Origin of the sequence: Arsenicibacter rosenii (assembly GCF_001870735.1) — a bacterium.
GTDB classification, from domain to species: Bacteria; Bacteroidota; Bacteroidia; order Cytophagales; family Spirosomataceae; genus Arsenicibacter; species Arsenicibacter rosenii.
This window is the reverse complement of record NZ_MORL01000003.1, coordinates 494,356-514,257: the sequence shown is the minus strand read 5'-3', so window position 1 is coordinate 514,257 and position 19,902 is coordinate 494,356. Positions and strand designations below refer to the sequence as shown.

Genomic DNA, 19,902 nt, shown 5'->3' with positions numbered 1-19,902 from the left:
ATGAAGAAACGGGGTATTGTCTTATCGCTCGCCATCACATCGGCCGCAGCCATTTTGGTTTGTACCGGCTTTTACAAAAAAGAAGAGGACGCACCTGTTGCTGCACCACGGCCGAATATTATTGTGGTGATGGCCGACGACCTCGGTTTTTCGGATCTGGGCTGTTACGGGAGCGAAATCAACACCCCGAACCTTGATTACCTGGCCAGTAACGGGCTGCGCTATACCCAGTTCTACAATACCTCGCGCTGTTGCCCGACCCGCGCCAGCCTGCTGACGGGCCTCTACAACCACCAGGCCGGTATCGGTAAAATGACCGACGACGAACCCGAACCGGGCTATCGCGGCCGGTTGACGGATAATACGGTGACGCTGGCCGAGGTGCTGAAGTCGGCGGGTTACCAAACCGGGATGACCGGCAAGTGGCACGTATCGAACACCATTGTGCAGAAAAACGCGCAGGATCAGCTCGACTGGCTGAACCACAAAAAAGACTTCGGCGATTTTTCCCCCGTTGACCAGTATCCGACCAGCCGCGGCTTCGACCGCTATTTCGGCAATATCTGGGGGGTAGTGGATTTCTTTGATCCGTTCAGCCTCGTGAGTGGTACAAAGCCGGTCACGAAGGTGCCGAAGAACTACTACCATACCGATGCCATCAGCGACACAACGGTTGCCTATATCAAGGCGTTTGCTAAATCGAAATCGCCGTTTTTCCTCTATGTAGCCCACACCGCGCCGCACTGGCCTCTGATGGCGTTGCCGGAAGATATTGAGAAATATAAGGACACCTATAAAGGTGGCTGGGATGCCATCCGGAAAGCCCGCTACGACAAAATGGTGAACATGCAACTGATTGACCCGAAAACTACCAAACTGTCGGCCCGTTTTAAAAACGATCTGAGCTGGGAGGCCAATCCCGACAAGGAGTGGGACGCCCGTGCGATGGCCGTACACGCGGCCATGATCGACCGGATGGATCAGGGCATTGGCCGCATGATTCAGACCCTGCGCGAGACTGGTCAGCTGGATAATACGCTGATTATCTTTTTGTCGGACAACGGTGCGAGTCCGGAAAACTGTGCGGCCTACGGTCCCGGTTTCGACCGGCCGAATCAGACCCGCGACGGCCGCCCGATTTCGTATGATCTGAAAAAACAGGTAATGCCCGGGCCGCAGACGTCCTTTGCGTCGATCGGGCAGCGTTGGGCAAATGTCGCCAACACGCCTTATACATACTGGAAAGCGGAGTCAAACGAAGGAGGTGTGCATACGCCGGTGATTGCCTGCTGGCCGAAGGGTATTAAGGCGAAAAAAGGCAGCTTCAGCGCACAGGTAGGCCATGTCATGGACTTTATGAGCACGTTTGTGGAGCTGGCCGGCGCAACGTATCCGGATACGTACCGTGGCCACGCCATTACGCCCTCAACGGGGGTGAGTCTGGTGCCTTCGTTTGCCGGCAGGCCGGTGGTGGGTCATCCGTGGCTGTTCAACGAACACTTTGGCGCCCGCTACGCCCGTTACGGCGACTGGAAGATTGTGGCGTCGGGTCGCGACACCACCTGGCAACTCTACCATCTGGCCAGCGACCGTACCGAAACGACGGATCTGGCCGCCAGATACCCCGACAGGGTAAAGCAGCTCGACGGCGAATGGCGTAAGTGGGCGGCTTCTCATAGCGTCTTCCCGAAACCGGCTCCGAAGCGGTAAAATCAACTCCCCGTAGTTGTAGCTCCCCGAGGGTTCAAAACTCTCGGGGAGTTTTGGTTTACTCCTCTGCAATCCCCGTTGACCGGTGCTGGCGGGCGTAGTCGGAGGGGCCGACCGCTCAGTCGCGGAACGCAGGCGATAACGGGGACAGGAAACAGCTAACAAAAAAATAGAAGAGTCTACTAAAATACTAAACCCCGACCTTCTTATGATCGGGGTTTTATATGTATAAGTAGTAAATTGCAGTGCCGGTCAACTGTTACCAGCAGCCGACCAGCCCGATACCTCCCCGGAGGTGGAGGCATGTTTCACTCTAAACATGTTACGACCATGAGTAGAGCGAAGAAGAACCGTTCGGTGTCGAAACCACCGAGCTGGCTCAAGCAGTATCAGGCGCCTCATAGAGGGGGGCTATCCTGGTAAGCAACAGTAATATAGCTGTTCAACTTCCCGGAAGGCAGGGTTTCTGTTAATCTCATTCCTCTGCAATCCCCGTTGACCGGTGCTGGCGGGCGTAGTCGGAGGGGGAGAGCGAGAAGATTTTCTGGAACGATTTCCGGAAATACTTAATGTCTTCGATGCCGACCTGATAGGCTACTTCGGAGACCCGCAGGTTGCTCGTGGCTAAGAGCCGCGCCGCCCGTTTCATGCGTACATCGCGGATAAACTCAACAACGGTCTGGCCCGTAATGCTCTTTAACCGGCGATAAAAAACCGACTGGCTCATGCCCATCTCCTGCACCAGCGTCTGGACGTTGAAGGCCGGATTCTGCAATTCGGCCTCCACAATGCGCATGGCCTGCTCCAGAAACGCCTTGTCAGCATCGGGGATTACGACGTCGGTCGGTTCCAGCAGAATCTGCCGCTGGTAGTACTCGCGGAGTTTATACCGGTTCCGGAGAAGAGTCGTCACTTTAGCATAGAGCAGGCGAGGGTTAAAGGGCTTGGCTACGTAGTCGTCGGCACCCGTTTCCAGCCCTTCCAGCTCGTGCATGGCTGCGGCCCGCGCCGTCAGCAATACTACCGGAATATGCATGGTTTTCGGGTGTTGCTTGATGCGCTTGCAGAGTTCGAGCCCGTCGCTGTAAGGCATCATAATGTCGCTGATGACCAGATCAGGTTGGCTGTGCTGCGCTTTTTGCCAGCCTTCCAGACCGTCGGGTGCTGTCATAACGTCAAAATCAGCTTCAAACAGTTGCTGCAGGTAGTGGCGTACTTCGTCGTTGTCTTCGACCAGCAGTATCCGGAGCGATTGGGGCAGCATGGGCTCGGCATCGGGTGCGTCCGGGTCCGGCAATGATGAGGTTCCGGTTGCCGGAAGCTCGTACAGATCGCCCGGCTGTCCGGCCTCCTGTATATCGGCCGGCGCAAAGTGGCTGTGGCCGAATGGCAGCCGCAGGGTAAAGGTGGTGCCCTGCTGCACGGCACTGTCGACGGTAATCTCACCGGCATGATACGCGACAAACTGTTTGACCAGCGACAGACCGATTCCGCTGCCGATCATTCGCAGCGTGCGTGTGTGCGAGGCCTGATAATAGGGATCAAAAATCCTGTCCAGCTCCTCTGCCGGCATGCCCACTCCCCAATCCTGTACCCTGATCTCCAGAAAGTTGTTGGTCAGTTTACCTGCCTGCCGTACCGACTCCTGCTCCGGATGACCGGTGATCGTTGCCGACAGCCGGATTTTCCCTCCGTCCGGCGTGTATTTGAGGGCGTTCGAGAGCAGGTTTGTCAGCACGATTTCGAGTTTGCTGCGATCAAAATAAAGCGGCACCGGCTCCTCCGGAAGCGCCATGCGGTAGTCCAGCGCGTGTTCTTCGGCTTTCAGACGGAAAATAAGGAAGATTTCGGTCAGAAACTCAATGATATTTCCGCGGCTGATCTGTAGCGAAACGTGGCCGCTTTCGACTTTGCGGAAGTCGAGCAACTGGTTCACGAGGTCGAACAGTTTGCGGGTTTGCTGATGCATCAGCACAATGCGGTCTTGATACCCCGTCAGAGGATGCTGACTGGTAGCCAGTTCTTCCATGGGCCCCAGAATCAAGGTCAACGGCGTCCGTAACTCGTGCGAAACGTTGGTGAAGAATGCCATTTTGAGGTCAGTCAGCTCTTTTTCCTTGTCATTTTTAAACTGTTCAAAGGCCAGTTTATTCTTGAGTTCCCGCTGGGTACCGGTTACGCGCCGGTAAACCAGGAGTGCTCCTGTTCCGGCAAGCAGGTATAGCATACAGGCCCACCACGTACGCCACCAGGGCGGCAGCACCCTGAACTGCATCATGGCTGGTTTGGCCGACCACACACCGTCGCCGTTACTGGCTTTGACCAGAAAGGTATAATTGCCGGGGGGGAGGTTGGCAAAGCTAGCGGAGCGTTGTCCCGGCGCAGGCTGTACCCAGTCTCTGTTGTAGCCCACGAGCTGATAGGCATACTGATGTTTTGTGGGATTCAGGTAGTTGAGGGCCACAAACTCCACGGAGAAGTCGTTATCTGCGGCATGGATCGTCACCGTCGGCGAAGCGGCAAATGCACACGGTACCACCACATCGCCATCCCGCGTATCACCGATGCCAATGGCCTGATTCATGATCCGAAGACCGGTAATCTGAACTACCGGAGGGGCAGAGGCCGTTTGCAGGGCAGCAGGCCGGAAATACGTAATGCCGTTGGTGCCGCCGAAATACATGGTACCATCCTGCGCCCGCAGGGCCGCCCCAACCTTAAACGCGTTGCTTTGGAGGCCGTCTGTCACGTCATAGTGCCGCAGTGCTTTGGTTGCCGGTGAAAAGCGGAACAGCCCGGCGCCACCGACCCACAGGTTCCCGACGGCGTCGGTCAGCAGGCTTTCGACGTCGGTTTCCGGCAGCCATTTCTGAAAGCGTTCGATGTGTTCCTGCCCGGCCGGCTGACGGCGTAACCGGTGAAGCCCCCCGCCGATGGTGCCGATCCACAAATCGCCCTGCTGGTCCTTGAGCAGTGGCCAGGTATAATTAGTCGCCAGACTGCTGCTGTCTTTCGGGACATACGCAAACCGCTTCAGTAAGCGTATAGTGTCGGCCGTTATCTTTGTTTTCAGCACGCCGGCGTCGCGGGTGCTGACCCAGAGTATATCCTGCTGCGGCTCGTAGAGCAGCGAGGTAATCTGGCGGGTTTTCAGGACGTTTTCCGCCGGACTCAGGTAGCGGCCTTGCCGGGTATACCGGTGTAATCCGGCATTAAACGACGCCACCCAGATGGTGCCAAACCGGTCTTCGGTAATGTGTTCGATGCTGAGATCATACCATTTCGGGCCCTGAGGGCTTTCCGCAATCCGTTCCGGCTGACGGTCTCTGAACCGGTAAAGGCCATTATACCGGGTCCCGATCCAGAGCGTACCGTCTGACGCCATAAACAGCGCCGATACATCTACCCCGTTCACATCGCCCGACAGCACCCGGCTCAGGTAGTTCTGGTAGGTTTTCCGGACCGGATCATAAGCGGCCAGCCCGTTGCGGGTACCAATCCAGAGCAGGTTATGGGGCTTATCTTCGCAAATCGCATTGATGTAGTTATTGGCCGGTGAGGTCTGACCCAGCAGCTGACGCCGTAACAGCCCGAACGGCTGAGCCTGTAACCGTACCTGATTGAGTCCGCCGGCGGAGGTTGCCAGCCAGAGGTTATGGAAGCGGTCTTCCAGAATATCGTGTACCCGTACGGAGTTGATACTGTAGGGGTCGGTGTCCTGCGGCAGAAACGTTTGCACGCGGGTTTCGGCGACCGGCATCGTTTGCCCGTTTCTGACTCCCGCTTCAACCAGCAGCAGCCCGTAGTTGGTACTGATCCAGAGCCGGTCGGCGGAGTCGAGGTAGAGGCTTTCCAGCCCGGCAAATGTACGTCGGAAGGGCTGCATAATCAGGTTCGGGGCGTGGGCCAGCGCCGGGGCACCGGACCATAGCACCCGATTATCGGTACCGATCCACAGGTCGCCGTGCCGGTCAGCGTGCATGGCCCGGATGGTTGTGTGGCTGAGCTGCGGGATCTGGGCGGCTTGCTGCGGCAGCTTCCTGGCAAGGCCGTCAACCACCCATAAGCCAGTGCCGAAGGTGCCGATCCAGACACGTCCCTGCCGGTCGGTGGCCATGCGGTTGACGGCGGGTTCGTAGGGGGCGGGTTTGGTCAGGTGAACGGTTTGCCAGCCGGTTAAGTCACCGGATTTGCCGAAGGTCAGCACCTGTGGGCCATAGCGCCACGTGCCTACCCACAGGCGGCCAAGCCGGTCGTGGGTAATGGCATTAACGTTAGATTCGCTCAATCGCGCCAGCTGATCGGGAAACGCATCAGCCCCTGCGCGTTCAGCCAGACTGACAAAGCAATCTTTGTCGGGGTCGTACCAGAACAGGCCCGAGCGTTCGACGCCCACCCAGAGCTCGCCGGTGTTGCTTACGTGCAGGCTCCGGATCCGGTTGGCCGACATCCCCGTTTCCGGGTTGATCGGCAGATTGTATTTTTTTAAGGTGTAGCCATCGTAGCGGTCAATGCCCTTATTGGTGCCAATCCAGGTAAAACCCTGTTGGTCCTGGGCAACAGCCATGGCATCACTGTGCGATAAGCCTTCGTTAACCGTGATGTGCTTAAACCGGAACCGGTTTGCAGCATCCTGTGCCGGCACGCGGGTGAAGGCAAGTATAACGATGAGTAAAGAAAAACGGTAAACAACGGTCCACTTCATATCAGACTACTAATTTACCCCCTTTTTTTGACTGATTCCAACCCTATTGTTTATCAAAAGCGCCGTAGCTTTGCCCTATTCGTATACTCTTATGACTTTTAGAATACTAAAAACTTCGTTAGCTGCAGGGGCATTGGCGGGGGCCGTGGCCTTAACGTCTGGCTGGAAGGCGATAACGCCGCAGGCGATGCCGGTTTGGCCGGTGCCGGCCGACACGACAAACCGGCCCGATGAAAACCGGTTTACTAAGGTGCTCTTGTCGAATGACTTGAATGAGCCGATGGAACTGGCCGTAGCACCGGATGGGCGTGTGTTTTTTGTTGAACGTGCCGGTAAGTTTTACATGTACGATCCGGTGCAGAAAAAGACCCGTCTGCTGTATGATTTTCCGGTAAAAGCCGTTGACAAATACCTGAATGGTCTGCTGGGCATGACTATTGATCCCAACTTCAGTAAAAATCAGTTTCTGTACTTTTTTTATACCATTCAGGAAGCCGGACAGACCCGGCAACGGATTGCCCGCTTCCGGATGAATGCCGATAACACCCTGGATGTGGCCTCGGAGAAAGCCATCATTGAGTTTCCGATCGACCTTGAAGTGAGTGCACACACCGGTGGTTCTATGGCGTGGGACGCCCGAGGCAACCTGTTTATTTCGACCGGCGATAATACCGTGCCGTTCGAATCAAGCGGTTATGCGCCGATTGACACGCGCGAGGGCCGGCTGACGTTTGATGCCCAGCGCTCGGCGGGTAACCCGAACGATCTGCGGGGGAAAATCCTGCGGATTCATCCCGAAGCTGATGGTAGCTATACCATTCCGGAAGGCAACCTGTTCCCGAAAGGTATGGCCGGTACCCGCCCGGAAATTTATGTCATGGGGTGCCGCAACCCATACCGGATTTCGGTCGATCCGGCAACCGGCTATGTCTATTGGGGCGAAATCGGGCCGGATGCCGGTACCGACGGCAAGCAGGGACCGCGCGGGTATGACGAAATCAACCAGGCGAAGAAGCCTGGTAACTATGGCTGGCCGTATTTCGTCGGCGACAGTAAACCGTACCATGCCTACGACTTTGCAACCAAACAGATTGGCGAGCTGTTCGATGCCGGTGCACCGGTCAACCGGTCGCCCTTCAATACCGGTATGACCAACCTGCCGCCAGCGCAGAAGGCAATGATCTGGTATCCCTACAATAAGTCCGACGAGTTTCCGCAACTGGGTGTGGGTGGTCGTTGCGCCATGGGCGGACCGGTTTATCATTTCGACCCGGCCCTGAAATCGTCGGTGAAGCTGCCGGCTTATTACGACAAAGCCCTGTTTGTCTACGACTGGATGCGGAACTGGGTGTTTGCCGTCCGGCTGGATGCGCAGCAGAATTACCAGTCGATGGAAGCCTTTATGCCGGCTTCGGGCGATTTCCGTCGTCCGGTTGATCTGGAAGTAGGTCCTGACGGCGCATTTTATATGCTGGAATACGGTTCGGTTTATGGTATTGATAACGAAGATGCACGGCTGGTCCGGATCGAGTTTAATGCCGGTAACCGGGCTCCGGTCGCGAAGATTTCGGCGAAGGATACCATCGGGCTTGCCCCGTTTCAGGTGGCGTTCGACGGGAGCGGGAGCCGCGACTTCGACAAAGGAGACCAGCTGACGTATGCGTGGCAGTTCGAAGGCGGAAAAGTCGGGTCAACCGAAGCCAGTCCGACCTACACCTTTAAAAAGAACGGTATCTATAAAGTCCGTCTGAAAGTAAGTGACCCGCACGGCAAATCCAATACCGATACGCTGACGATCCGGGTGGGCAACACCATGCCGGAGGTAGCCATCAAGGTGGCCGATAACAGCACGTTCTTTACGCCGGCACAGATGCCGCTGTCATACACCGTGTCGGTCAACGACCGTGAAGACAAAGTGATAGATCCGAAGCGGGTAAAAGTAGTGATGAATTACATCCCGAAAGTAGGTAACGAGCCGATTGTGGGCCACCAGCAACTGTCGGGCAGCTTCAGTCTCGGTAAGTCACTGATTGCGGGCTCCGACTGCAAGGCGTGTCACCAGATTGCCGCTAAATCCGTAGGGCCGGCGTTTGTCGACGTGGCTAAAAAATACCGCGAGGACAAAACGGCAACCGCCAAACTAGCCAATAAAATCATCGTTGGCGGGGGCGGTGTGTGGGGCGAACACGCCATGAGCGCACACCCGCAACTCTCGCGCGAAGAGGCAACCGAGATGGTAAAATACGTCTTGTCACTGGCCGATCAGCCGGTCGAAAACCGGATCGCCCCTAAAGGTACGCTGGTCCTTAAAGAACACGTCGGTAAGGAACAGCGTGGGCGGTACGTGCTGACGGCTACCTACACCGACAAAGGAACGGTCTATCCGCTGACCCGCACCGATGCGCTGATTTTGCGGCCAAACCGCGTGTTGGGCAGCGAGGCCGATGTGATTCACAACCTCGACCGGCAGGGCAAGCGGCTGGGCAGTATTCACCATGAGTCTTATTTTGTCCTGAAAAACATTGATCTGAAGGGCATCGACGAACTGACCTACCGGTATTCGTCGCAAAACCGTGATGCGACCCTGAACGTACATCTTGACTCACCGACCGGCCCCGTGATCAGTTCGTTTGCCTATTCGGCAACCGGTAGCTGGGACAAATACGTGGAAGCCAGTACGTCGGTGCAGGCACCGGCCGGTCGCCACGACCTGTATTTTGTGTTCGACAAGCCGCAGCCGCCAAACCAGCACCTGTTCTCGCTCGAGTGGATTGATTTCCACCGCAAAGGCGCGGGTACTGTGTCGGAAGTGAAGGCCAAATAGAAGCGCCCGCTAAACCACAGAGTTTACGGAGTTTCAGCACGGAGTTGCACGGAGCTGTGAAGATCACTACTTTGTGTAACTCTGTGAAAAACTCCGTGTTCTCTGTGGTTATTATTGTCTCTACTAACCTTACCAAACGAATGAAAACAACCGCGTTTTTTTCCGGCCTGGTGGCCGCAGGGCTGGGTATCCTGTTGCTGACAGGAGCATCGGCTCCCCCGAAGAAAGATAAATGGATTCAGCTGTTCAACGGGAAAGACCTGAAAGACTGGTCGGTGAAAATTACCGGTCATCCCCTGAACGACAATTTCGGAAATACCTTCCGTGTGGAAGACGGCAAGATGGTGGTGCGGTATGACCAGTATGATGCGTTCAAGGAGCAGTATGGCCATATTTTTTACAACAAGCCGTTTTCGGCCTATCTGCTGGTGGTCGAATACCGGTTTGTAGGCGATCAGGTGAAAGGTGGTCCGGGCTGGGCCATCCGCAACAGCGGGGCTATGCTGCAGGGGCAGGACCCGAAAACCATGGGGCTGAAACAGGATTTTCCGATTTCGCTGGAAATGCAGTTTCTCGGTGGCGACGGCACGCATGAGCGCCATACTGCCAACCTCTGCACGCCGGGCACCAATGTCTTTCTGAATGATAAGCTGTTTACACCCCATTGCGTGGATTCGCGGTCGAAGACCTACCATGGCGACCGCTGGGTGCATGCCGAGGCGCTCGTGCTGGGCGATTCGCTGGTAAAACACATTGTGGAAGGGGATACCGTGCTGACGTATACCAAACCGCAGATTGGCGGCGGCAATGTGAGTGATTACGATCCGGCGCAGAAAAAAGACGGGCAGCTGATTAAAAGCGGCTATATCTCGCTGCAGAGCGAAAGCCATCCGGTCGAATTCCGGAAAGTAGCCGTATTTGATCTGGGGCCTTACCTGAACAACCGGAAGCAATTGCAGGCTAAACTGAAGGAATTACAAACGCGTAAAACGCCGTAACGCGTAAACACCCTGCATGAACCATGAGCCGGTTGTCTTTTTCAGATGACCGGCTCTTTTTTTATTGGTTTGCAGATCAGAAGTACAAAGACTAGTTCAGAAGTACGCTTTCGCCCAGAACCCAGATTTCGTCCCGGTTGTGAATGTAAAAATAGCCCTCTTCCTGCTCATCATCCTCAACGGTAAATGTCAGCTGAGGAAAGGGTGAGTCTGTGGATTTCCAGCCGGTAAATTCAAATAACCAACGGGCGACGCTCTCCGAAACGGCAATGCCTTCGTGAGCCATAATCATGGGTTCGTTGTTCTCGTACCCAAGGATGAAATACATCTTAACCATTTTGTCCGGCTTGTTTTTATGTACATGAGGCTTTAATGCTGCTTAAAGTAAGCTTTTTCTTGATAAGACAAATTAAAACTGTGAAAAAAGTTAGCCTGTACACAAAAAAAGCATATTAGTTAAGGGATTTTGGCAATAAAGATGCCTTTGTTACTTACTAGTTGCTAACCTGCCTGATGATTTCAGCAAAGTTGTCGCGTTCGTCTGTACTTACCGCAATAAGGAACAAATCGGGAGTGCTACCTGGCTATCGCCTGACTGGCTTATCGCAGCAGCAGTTTTACGAGCCCGTTAAGTTTGTTTTCCGGGGTTATCGGTTGACAACTAGCGCAGTTTGTCTGCCAGTTCATTAAGTAACATAATAAACCACAATATATGCCGTTACGCAGGATTTAGTACATTTACGGTTTCACAAACCGCCTTTGCATGACCGGCATCAATCAGCCTAATCATATGGATATGGCCACGGCCAACGAGCGCTTTGAGCTACTGGCTAAAGCGACCCGGGATGCCGTTTGGGACTGGAATCTGGAAACAAATACCGTTTGGTGGAATGACGGTTTTAACGACTTGTTCGGGTACGCTGTCGATACGCTTCCCCTGGGCCCCGAATCATGGTCTGATCATATTCACCCCGACGACAGGGAAGGCATACTGACAAGTATTCACGATGTTATTGACGTGGGTGGGTCAAACTGGTCGGGTGAATACCGCTTCCGGCGGGCCGATGGTTCATACGCCTACGTCTTTGACAGGGGGTACATTATGCACCGCGACGGGAAGTCGATCCGGATGGTTGGGTCGATGCAGGACATTACCTCGGTGCGGGAGCTGAGCCGTCAGCGCGAAGCCGAGCAGGAAAAATACCGTCTGGCGCTAATGGCATCGGGTTTAGGAACCTGGGACTATAACCTGCAGACGGACGAGCTGATCTGGGATGACCGCTGCCGGGAGTTGTTTGGCGTGTTGCCCGGAGCGCCGGTAACCTGGGATCTGTTTGTCAATGGTTTACACCCGGAAGACCGTCCGATGGCGCTGGAGGCGGTCAGTAACGCATTGACGGGTATTGACGGCGGTCAGTATGACATTGAATACCGGACAGTTGGCCTGCACGACGGGCAGGAGCGCTGGGTAAGAGCCACCGGCAAAGCCTACTTCAGAAAAAACGGTAAGGCATTCCGGTTTATCGGTACGGTGGAGAACCTGACCGAGCAAAAGCAAAAAGACCTGCGGCTACGGGCTTCTGAAGAACGGTTTAAAACGGTGATTGAACAAGCGCCGGTGGCCATGCTCGTGCTGAAAGGGCCGGATATGGTGTTTGATACAGTGAACGAAAGCATGTTATCGCTCATTGATAAAACGCCGGACATTATCGGAAAGCCAATGCTGGATGTACTGCCTGAAATTACGGGGCAGGCGGTAACGGGCATTATGGAGAAGGTATATACAAGCGGTGAGCCTCATTATGCCTGGGAGATTCTGGTAAGCCTGAACCGGAATGGCCGGCTGGAAGATGCGTATTTCAATGTGGCTTACACCCCAATGCGGCAGAATGGCGTCATCACAGGCATCATCGAAGTGGCCGCCGAAGTAACGGAACAGGTAAAAGCCCGCATTGCGCTCGAAAAAAGTGAGCAGCGCTTCCGGACATTTATTGAGGAGGCTCCGTTTGCTATCGGCGTCTATGTGACCGAAGATATTATCATCGAAAACAGCAACAAAGTGCTGTTGAATATGTGGAGTAAGGATACCTCGGTAATCGGTAAACCCATGGAGGAAGCTATTCCTGAACTGAAAGGGCAGCCGTTTATCGATTTGCTGAAAAATGTGTACCGTACGGGTATCACCTACGACGCCATAGAGCAACAGGCTGTACTTCTGGACAACGGTGACCTGAAAGAGTTCTGGTTTAACTTTACCTATAAACCGCTGAAGAATGAGAAAGGCGAGGTTTACGCAATTCTGCATATGGCGGTCGATGTGTCGGCGCAGGTAAAAGCCCGCCAACAACTCAAAAAAGCCGAAGAAGACCTGCGCAAGGCACAGCAGAACCTGGAACGGCAGGTAGAACAGCAGACAAGTGAGTTGCGTACGGCCAATCTGGATCTGAAACGGTCGAACGATAGTTTACAGCAGTTTGCTTATGTAGCCAGCCACGATTTACAGGAACCCCTGCGCAAAATCCAGGCGTTTGGCAGTTTATTGCAGGAACAATATGCCAGAGAGCTGGGCGAGTCGGGGTATGACATGTTGCGCCGGATGCAACACGCCAGCGAGCGTATGTCGCTGCTGATCAAGGATTTGCTGGCGTACTCCCGCATCTCTACGCATACGCAGACCTCTCACCCGGTCGACCTGAATAAGGTCATGGAAAAAGTACTGGATACGCTGGAGTGGCAAATCGGGGATTCTGCTGCCAAACTGACGTTTGCGGCGTTGCCAATGGTTCAGGGAGATAGTTTGCAGCTGAGTCAGCTATTTCAGAACCTGCTGTCAAATGCGATTAAATTCCGAAAACCGGGTGAGCCGCCGGTCGTCACGGTGACCTCCGAAAAAGTAGCGGAGGAGCACTTGCCACCCGTTATCCATCCGCCGCGTAAAACCGAATACTACTACAGGATCAGCGTGGCCGACAACGGGATCGGCTTCGACAATAAATACCTCGACCGGATTTTTGAAGTCTTCCAGCGTCTTCACGGCAAATCGACCTACGAAGGTACAGGCATCGGTCTGGCTATCTGCCAGAAAGTGGTCGCTAACCATGGCGGTGCGATCACCGCCCGCAGCGAAGCCGGTCATGGCGCCACCTTTGACGTGTACCTCCCTGTTTATTGAGTGATTGAGTGATTTGTTTATTGAGTGGCCGCCGCGTAGTGCCCGCTCAACCACTAAATCGCTCAATCACTCAATGTTAAGATACCCGAATAACTCGCTAATTTGCTATAAAATCCTCATAAGTAAATACTCGTTCTTTGTATAGTTCAACTGTGCTCATTCAGAACGAAGAATGGGCCTGATGGTAAGGCATATGCATGAACTAACGAAAAAATGGGTAATCTGCTGGGCCTGCTGGCTATGGCTGGCCGGTTTTACCGCTGCGCAGCCCGCTCTGCCCTATACCCGGATTCCCCTCGATAATATGGCAGCTTTTCAGCGCCCGGCCGCTACCACATGGCGGATCGTGGGTGGCGTAAGCGCTGACCGGTATCGGGAAGAAGACCTTCAGACCACGTCGGGGCAGGGGATTCTGGTGGTGCATCCGGTCGTGACCAACCGCGGGAACCTGTTTACCGGCATGACCCACGGTGATCTGGAGCTGGAGTTCGATTTTCTGATGCCGAAAGGCTCGAATTCAGGCGTATACCTGCAAGGACGCTATGAAGTGCAGTTGCTCGACAGCTGGCGGAAAGATACCCTTACCAACAGCGATTGCGGGGGGCTTTACCAGCGTTACGACGATGCGACCAAAACGATTTTTGGCGGCCATGCACCGATGCTGAACGCCTCGAAAGCTCCGGGGTTATGGCAGCAGATGTACGTCCGGTTCCGCGCCCCGCGATTTGATGCACAGGGCCGGAAAACGGCCAATGCGCTGTTTGAAGAGGTCAGACTCAACGGCGTGCGTATTCACCTGAACAAAGAAGCGACCGGCCCGACCATGTCGGCCGCTTTCCCCGATGAGCAACCGCTCGGACCGCTGATGTTCCAGGGCGACCACGGACCGGTTGCGTTCCGGAACATCCGGTACAAAGCCTTTACGCCGGGCCAGATCCGGCTCTCAAACATGCAGTACAAGGCCTATAAAGGGCTGTTTAAGTCGGTTGAGGCACTGGCGGGTCAGACACCGGTGCGGACGGGGACAGCCGATACGCTGTCGTGGCGGCTCGGCGACCGGAAGGCGCAGCTGGCCGTCGAAGGCGACATGGACATACCGCGTACCGGCGATTACCTGTTCCGGTTTATTTCGGGTGGATGGGGCTGGTTATTTATTGATGGGCAGCCGGTGATTGATACCAAAGGCAATCGTGATTTTGAACGGTCATTTTATGCCAGACAATCCCTCACGGCCGGTAAACACCGGTTTCAGCTGTATTACGGCAACTCCGACGAGAGCCTGGTCTGGTACTACGAAGGCCCTGGTATACCGTGGACACCCCTGACAACGCCCCGTTCATACCGACACACGGTTGAGCCGGAGCCTTTACCGGTTACCGTCGCCGACCGGACAGAACTGGTGCGCGGGTTTATGCTGCATGCCGGTAAAAAAAATGTGTACCCGATTGCGGTGGGGATACCGGGCAAGCTTAACTATGCCTATGACCTGAATACGTTCTGCCCGGTCACAGTCTGGCAAGGGCCCTTTGCCGATGTATCGAATATGTGGGTTGAGCGGGGAGAAAAGCAACTGCTCGTGCCGCTGGGCGCACCGATGGAGCTGGCCAACCGCCCGGCGGTGTGGCAGCTTGACCGCGCCGAAAGCCCTTGGCCTGATTCGGTGCTGATCGACCGGAGCCCGTTTACGCGGTCGGGCTACCGGTTGCAGAACGGGTTGCCGGTCTTTTACTATACCTACAGTAATTGTTCGGTCGAAGATGCTCTTGTGCCGGCGGCCGACCGCAAAAGTCTGGGCCGGACGCTGACGTTTTCATCCACCCGGCCGGTGGCGGGCCTGTATTGCCTGCTGGGCAGTGGCGCTTCCATTGAGGCGCTTGGCGAAGGCCGCTATGCCATCGACGACAAGCGCTACTATCTGGAACAGGTACAAGGCGGTAAACCCGTTGTCCGGAAAACAGGGAAAGGCTATGAATTACTGCTGCCGGTACCGGAAACGACGCGTAAACATACCATCACATACACAATCGTCTGGTAATGAAATTGTTGATTGCTTTAAATAAGAAGGCTGCGCGCTTGCTGGCCACCTTGACGCTGGGGTATATGCTGACGCCGCATGGGGCTGCCGGACAAGGTATCCTGTCGACCGGCAAGCTGAAAACCCACGTAGACTACTTTAATTCGATTGACGAAGAAGCCGTCGTCAACTATGTGCCGAATGCGCAGTCATTTGACTGGCTGTCGAAAAATATTCCCCTGTTCGATTGCCCGGATTCGGTGCTGCAAACCGTGTACGATTACCGCTGGTGGTCGATGCGGAAACACCTGAAAGAAACGCCCGACGGCTTTATTTTTACGGAATTTATCACCAAAGTCAACCACGCCGGTAAGCACAATGCGATCAGCAGCGCGCTGGGGCATCACATCTATGAAGGCCGCTGGCTGAAAAACCAGCGATACATCGATGATTACATCCGGTTCTGGCTTTACGTGGATCCGAAACATACCGTGCAGCGGTTTCACAGCTTCAGCAGTTGGGTGGATGATGCCGTCTACAACCGGTATCTGGTCAACCTGGATCAGGCCTTTATCCGCGAAAATCTCCCGGCGCTCGATGCTGATTACCGGAAGTGGGAAGCCGAACGACAGGTGCCGGGCGGGATGTTCTACCAGTTTGATGTGAAAGATGCCATGGAGGAGTCGATCAGTGGGGGGCGTAAGGAAAAAAACATCCGGCCGACGATCAACAGCTACATGTATGGCAATGCCCTGGCTCTGGTCAGAATGGCAACGCTGGCCGGTAACGATACATTGGTCCGCCGGTATACGGAGAAGGCAGCGCAGCTGCGAAAGATGACAATCGACAGCCTCTGGAATCCGGCCGACTCCTTTTTTGAGGTGAAAAAGGAAAAAGGGGGATTTGCCAACGCCCGCGAGGCCATCGGCTTTATTCCGTGGTATTTTAACCTGCCCGACGACACTCCTGCCTATGCCGCGCAGTGGAATCAGCTAACCGACGAAAAAGGGTTCCGGGCACCATGGGGGATTACCACCGCAGAGCGGCGTCACCCGCTGTTCCGGACGCACGGGTCGGGCCACGGCTGCGAGTGGGATGGGCCTGTCTGGCCCTTTGCCACAACCCAGACGCTCAAAGGACTGTCGAATCTGCTGACAAATTACAGCAACCACGGCAGTATGACGAAGCAGGTGTTTTACGATGAGCTGCTGAAGTATGCGAAGTCGCACACCATGAACGGGAAAATTTATCTGGGTGAATATCAGGACGAAAAGACCGGCGAGTGGCTCAAGGGCGATAATCCCCGCAGTAGGTTCTACCACCACTCGGGGTTTGCTGATTTGATTATTAACGACCTGGTCGGCCTGAAACCGGCGGCAGACAACGTGCTGGCCATCAGGCCACTGATTCCCGACGGGCTCTGGGACTGGTTCTGCCTCGACCGCGTACCGTACCACGGAAAAATGATCACCATCCTCTGGGATAAAACCGGCAGGCACTACAGGAAAGGTAAAGGCTTCCTGCTTTTTGCTGACGGTAAGCTCATGGCCCGATCCAAAAAACTCCAGCCCCTGACCGCCACCCTGAAATGAAAGATGTTCAGTATATTACGCAACAAAATGCCCCAACGAGGCTCAATCGCTAACACAGGGCATCGCCCTGTGCCTCCCTGACCTGACTATGAAACTCTTTCACCAGATCGCCTGCATCGCGCTGGGCATGCTGTTCCCGGCGCTGTCTCAGGCCCAATCCTATACCTTGTGGTATACCAAACCTGCCGAAAAATGGACCGATGCCCTGCCTGTCGGCAATGGCCGGATCGGGGGGATGGTCTTTGGCGGCGTAACCCTCGACCGTATTCAGTTCAACGAAGAAACGCTCTGGACCGGCGAACCCCGTGACCCTAACCACAAAGGGGCGGCGGAGTATCTGCCACAAATCCGGCAGCTGCTGGCCGAAGGCAAACAAAAACAGGCAGATGCGCTGGCCGAAGCACACTTCATGGGGCTGAAAAGCAACGAAGGGCGCCGTGAGCAATGGACCGCCGATATGCTGGCCGGTAAAGGCATTGCGGGCAACCCGGCCAGCCCGGAGTACGACGATAGCCGCTGGAAAACCATGCCCGTGCCCACCTACGATGGCTGGGAATCGGTCGGGCTGGAGGGACTCGACGGGGCGGTCTGGTTGCGGACTACCGTGACGATACCGGCAGACTGGCAAAATAAACCGGTTGTGCTCGACCTGAACCGCATCCGCGATTATGACCGGACGTTCGTCAACGGGAAACTGGTGGGGACCTCCGAAACCCAGGAGCCGCGGAAATACGTCATTCCGGCGGGTGTGCTGGTAGCGGGTAAAAACGTGCTGGCCATTCAGGTACTGAACTACTTCGACAAGGGCGGAGTCGCGGGCTATAAGGATACCTCACGGCATATTGCCCTCTATCCGGAAGGCAAAACGGCGGCAGACGGAGTGCCCCTGAACGGCAACTGGAGGTATTTTATTCAGAATGACGAACCACCGGCTGTCGGAAAGTACCAGGCCGATTATCAGCCATTTGGCGATCTGTACCTGCGTTTTCCGGACCTGACGAATGCGACAGATTACCGCCGTGAGCTGCTGCTCGGCGAAGCCGTCAGCCAGACCCGGCTTACGGCCAATGGTGTCCGGTATACGCGTGAATACTTTGTGAGCCAGCCCGATCAGGTGCTGGTGGTGCGGTTAACGGCCGATAAACCCGGTAGCCTACGGTTCAGTGCGACGCTGGGCAGTCCGCATAAAAAATCGTCGGTACGCCGGATTGATGACCGCACGCTGGCGCTGGCCGTACAGGTCCGCAACGGCGCATTGCGGGGCGAGAGCTTTCTGCGCGTAGAAACGCAACGGGGCACGGCTACCGTTTCCGGCGATTCGCTGGCGGTAAACGGTGCCGATGCCGTTACCCTGTACCTGTCGGCAGCCACGAATTATGTGTCGTATAACGATGTGTCGGGCAATCCGGTGGCGTTGTGTCAGCAGACGATGGCGGGGCTGAGCGGCAAAACCTTTGCACAAATCCGGCAGCGGCATGTGCAGGAATACCAGCCATATTACAAAACATTTTCGGTACAGCTGGGTAGCCCGTCGGCCCAGGCAGACCGGTTGCCGACCAACGAGCGGCTGGCGCGTTTCGGAACCACCAACGACCCGTCGTTTATGGCGCTCTACATGCAGTATGGCCGCTATCTGCTCATTTCAAGTTCACGTCCCGGCACCCGTCCTGCCAACCTGCAAGGTATCTGGAACGACCTGCTGACACCACCCTGGGGCAGTAAATACACGACCAATATCAACGTTGAAATGAACTACTGGCCGGCTGAGGTGCTCAACCTCTCTGCCATGCATGACCCCTTGTTCGGTATGATTAAGGAGCTCTCGGTGGCTGGCCGCGAAACGGCACAGACGCATTACCGGGCACGCGGCTGGGTGTTGCACCACAATACCGATCTGTGGCGGGGTACCGTACCGATCAATGCCGCCAATCACGGTATCTGGGTCACAGGCGCAGGTTGGCTGAGTACCCACCTCTGGGAACACTACCGCTTTACGCAGGACAAAACATTTCTGCAACAGACGGCCTATCCGATCATGAAGGAGGCCAGCCGTTTCTTCGTTGATTTTCTGGTGAAAGACCCGAAAACGGGCTGGTTGATCAGTACGCCGTCGAACTCACCGGAAAACGGCGGGCTGGTAGCGGGTCCCACCATGGATCACCAGATTATCCGGACGCTGTTCCGGTATACGATGGCCGCGGGCGAAACGCTGAACACCGATGCGGCATTCTGCGACACCTTACGAACCAAAATCACACAACTGGCCCCAAACCAGATCGGTCGTTTCGGACAGTTGCAGGAGTGGCTGGAAGACAAGGATGATACAACTAACAAGCACCGGCACGTGTCGCACCTGTGGGGTGTGCATCCGGGCAACGACATTACCTGGGAAACAACGCCCGATGTGATGAAAGCCGCCCGGCAGTCACTGATCTATCGGGGGGATGAAGGCACGGGCTGGAGCCTGGCCTGGAAAATAAACTTCTGGGCCCGTTTCCGCGACGGCGAACATGCTCAGAAGATGGTCCGGATGCTGCTGCGGCCGGTGTCGGGGGCTGGCGGGTCGTATCTGAATCTGTTCGATGCCCATCCGCCGTTCCAGATCGACGGAAACTTTGGCGGGGCAGCGGGCATGGCCGAAATGCTGATTCAGAGCCAGAACAAGACGATTGATTTACTACCGGCCCTGCCGTCTGCCCTTTCAGAAGGGAGCGTCAACGGCATCCGCGCGCGCGGCGGCTTTGAACTGGACTATGCCTGGAAAAACGGACAGGTCACCCGCCTGACGGTGAAATCACTGGCCGGGCAATCCTGCACCCTGAAGGTCAACGGCAAAGAGATAAAACTGACGACGCAGCCAGGGAAAACGTATCGGGTGTTGTAGGTT

General features: G+C 55.4%; 9 protein-coding genes. 7 read left to right on the top strand and 2 right to left on the bottom strand.

Features of this window, described 5'->3' with window-relative positions; all coding sequences use genetic code 11:
• Positions 1-1,710 carry an arylsulfatase gene (locus BLX24_RS08965; protein WP_071502751.1) on the top strand — a complete coding sequence of 570 codons (1,710 nt, stop codon included), beginning with the start codon at positions 1-3 and terminating at the stop codon, positions 1,708-1,710.
• A gap of 475 nt (positions 1,711-2,185) precedes the next feature.
• On the opposite strand, the gene BLX24_RS08960 is transcribed toward BLX24_RS08965, so the two are convergent.
• A complete protein-coding gene (locus BLX24_RS08960) occupies positions 2,186-6,415 on the bottom strand; it encodes a hybrid sensor histidine kinase/response regulator transcription factor (protein ID WP_071502750.1) in 4,230 nt (1,409 codons plus the stop codon).
• A gap of 91 nt (positions 6,416-6,506) precedes the next feature.
• Between BLX24_RS08960 and BLX24_RS08955 the strand changes: the two genes are divergently transcribed.
• Together BLX24_RS08955 and BLX24_RS08950 are read left to right on the top strand one after the other, a co-directional pair.
• Positions 6,507-9,239 (top strand): PQQ-dependent sugar dehydrogenase, encoded by a 2,733-nt coding sequence (locus BLX24_RS08955; RefSeq protein ID WP_071502749.1) that lies wholly within the window; start codon positions 6,507-6,509, stop codon positions 9,237-9,239.
• 140 nt (positions 9,240-9,379) lie between these two features.
• Positions 9,380-10,237, top strand: a complete 858-nt coding sequence (locus BLX24_RS08950; protein WP_071502748.1) for a 3-keto-disaccharide hydrolase — start codon at positions 9,380-9,382, stop codon at positions 10,235-10,237.
• A 91-nt stretch (positions 10,238-10,328) separates the two neighbouring features.
• On the opposite strand, the gene BLX24_RS08945 is transcribed toward BLX24_RS08950, so the two are convergent.
• Positions 10,329-10,574 (bottom strand): hypothetical protein, encoded by a 246-nt coding sequence (locus BLX24_RS08945; protein ID WP_071502747.1) that lies wholly within the window; start codon positions 10,572-10,574, stop codon positions 10,329-10,331.
• Between the two features lie 426 nt (positions 10,575-11,000).
• On the opposite strand from BLX24_RS08945, the gene BLX24_RS08940 reads away from it, so the two are divergent.
• The 4 genes from BLX24_RS08940 to BLX24_RS08925 all read left to right on the top strand — a co-directional run bounded on the left by BLX24_RS08940 (position 11,001) and on the right by BLX24_RS08925 (position 19,899).
• The gene (locus BLX24_RS08940) at positions 11,001-13,409 is read left to right on the top strand and encodes a PAS domain-containing protein (protein WP_071502746.1); all 2,409 of its coding nucleotides are present in this window, start codon (positions 11,001-11,003) and stop codon (positions 13,407-13,409) included.
• 193 nt (positions 13,410-13,602) lie between these two features.
• Positions 13,603-15,444 (top strand): 3-keto-alpha-glucoside-1,2-lyase-like domain-containing protein, encoded by a 1,842-nt coding sequence (locus BLX24_RS08935; protein WP_177225805.1) that lies wholly within the window; start codon positions 13,603-13,605, stop codon positions 15,442-15,444.
• Positions 15,444-17,015, top strand: coding sequence for an MGH1-like glycoside hydrolase domain-containing protein (locus BLX24_RS08930; protein WP_229201743.1), 1,572 nt, complete (start codon positions 15,444-15,446; stop codon positions 17,013-17,015). The genes BLX24_RS08935 and BLX24_RS08930 overlap by 1 nt, the downstream gene beginning before the upstream one ends.
• Positions 17,016-17,103: 88 nt before the next feature.
• On the top strand, positions 17,104-19,899 hold the full coding sequence (locus BLX24_RS08925) for a glycoside hydrolase family 95 protein (protein ID WP_071502744.1): 2,796 nt from the start codon (positions 17,104-17,106) through the stop codon (positions 19,897-19,899).
• The last annotated feature ends 3 nt before the right edge of the window (positions 19,900-19,902 follow it).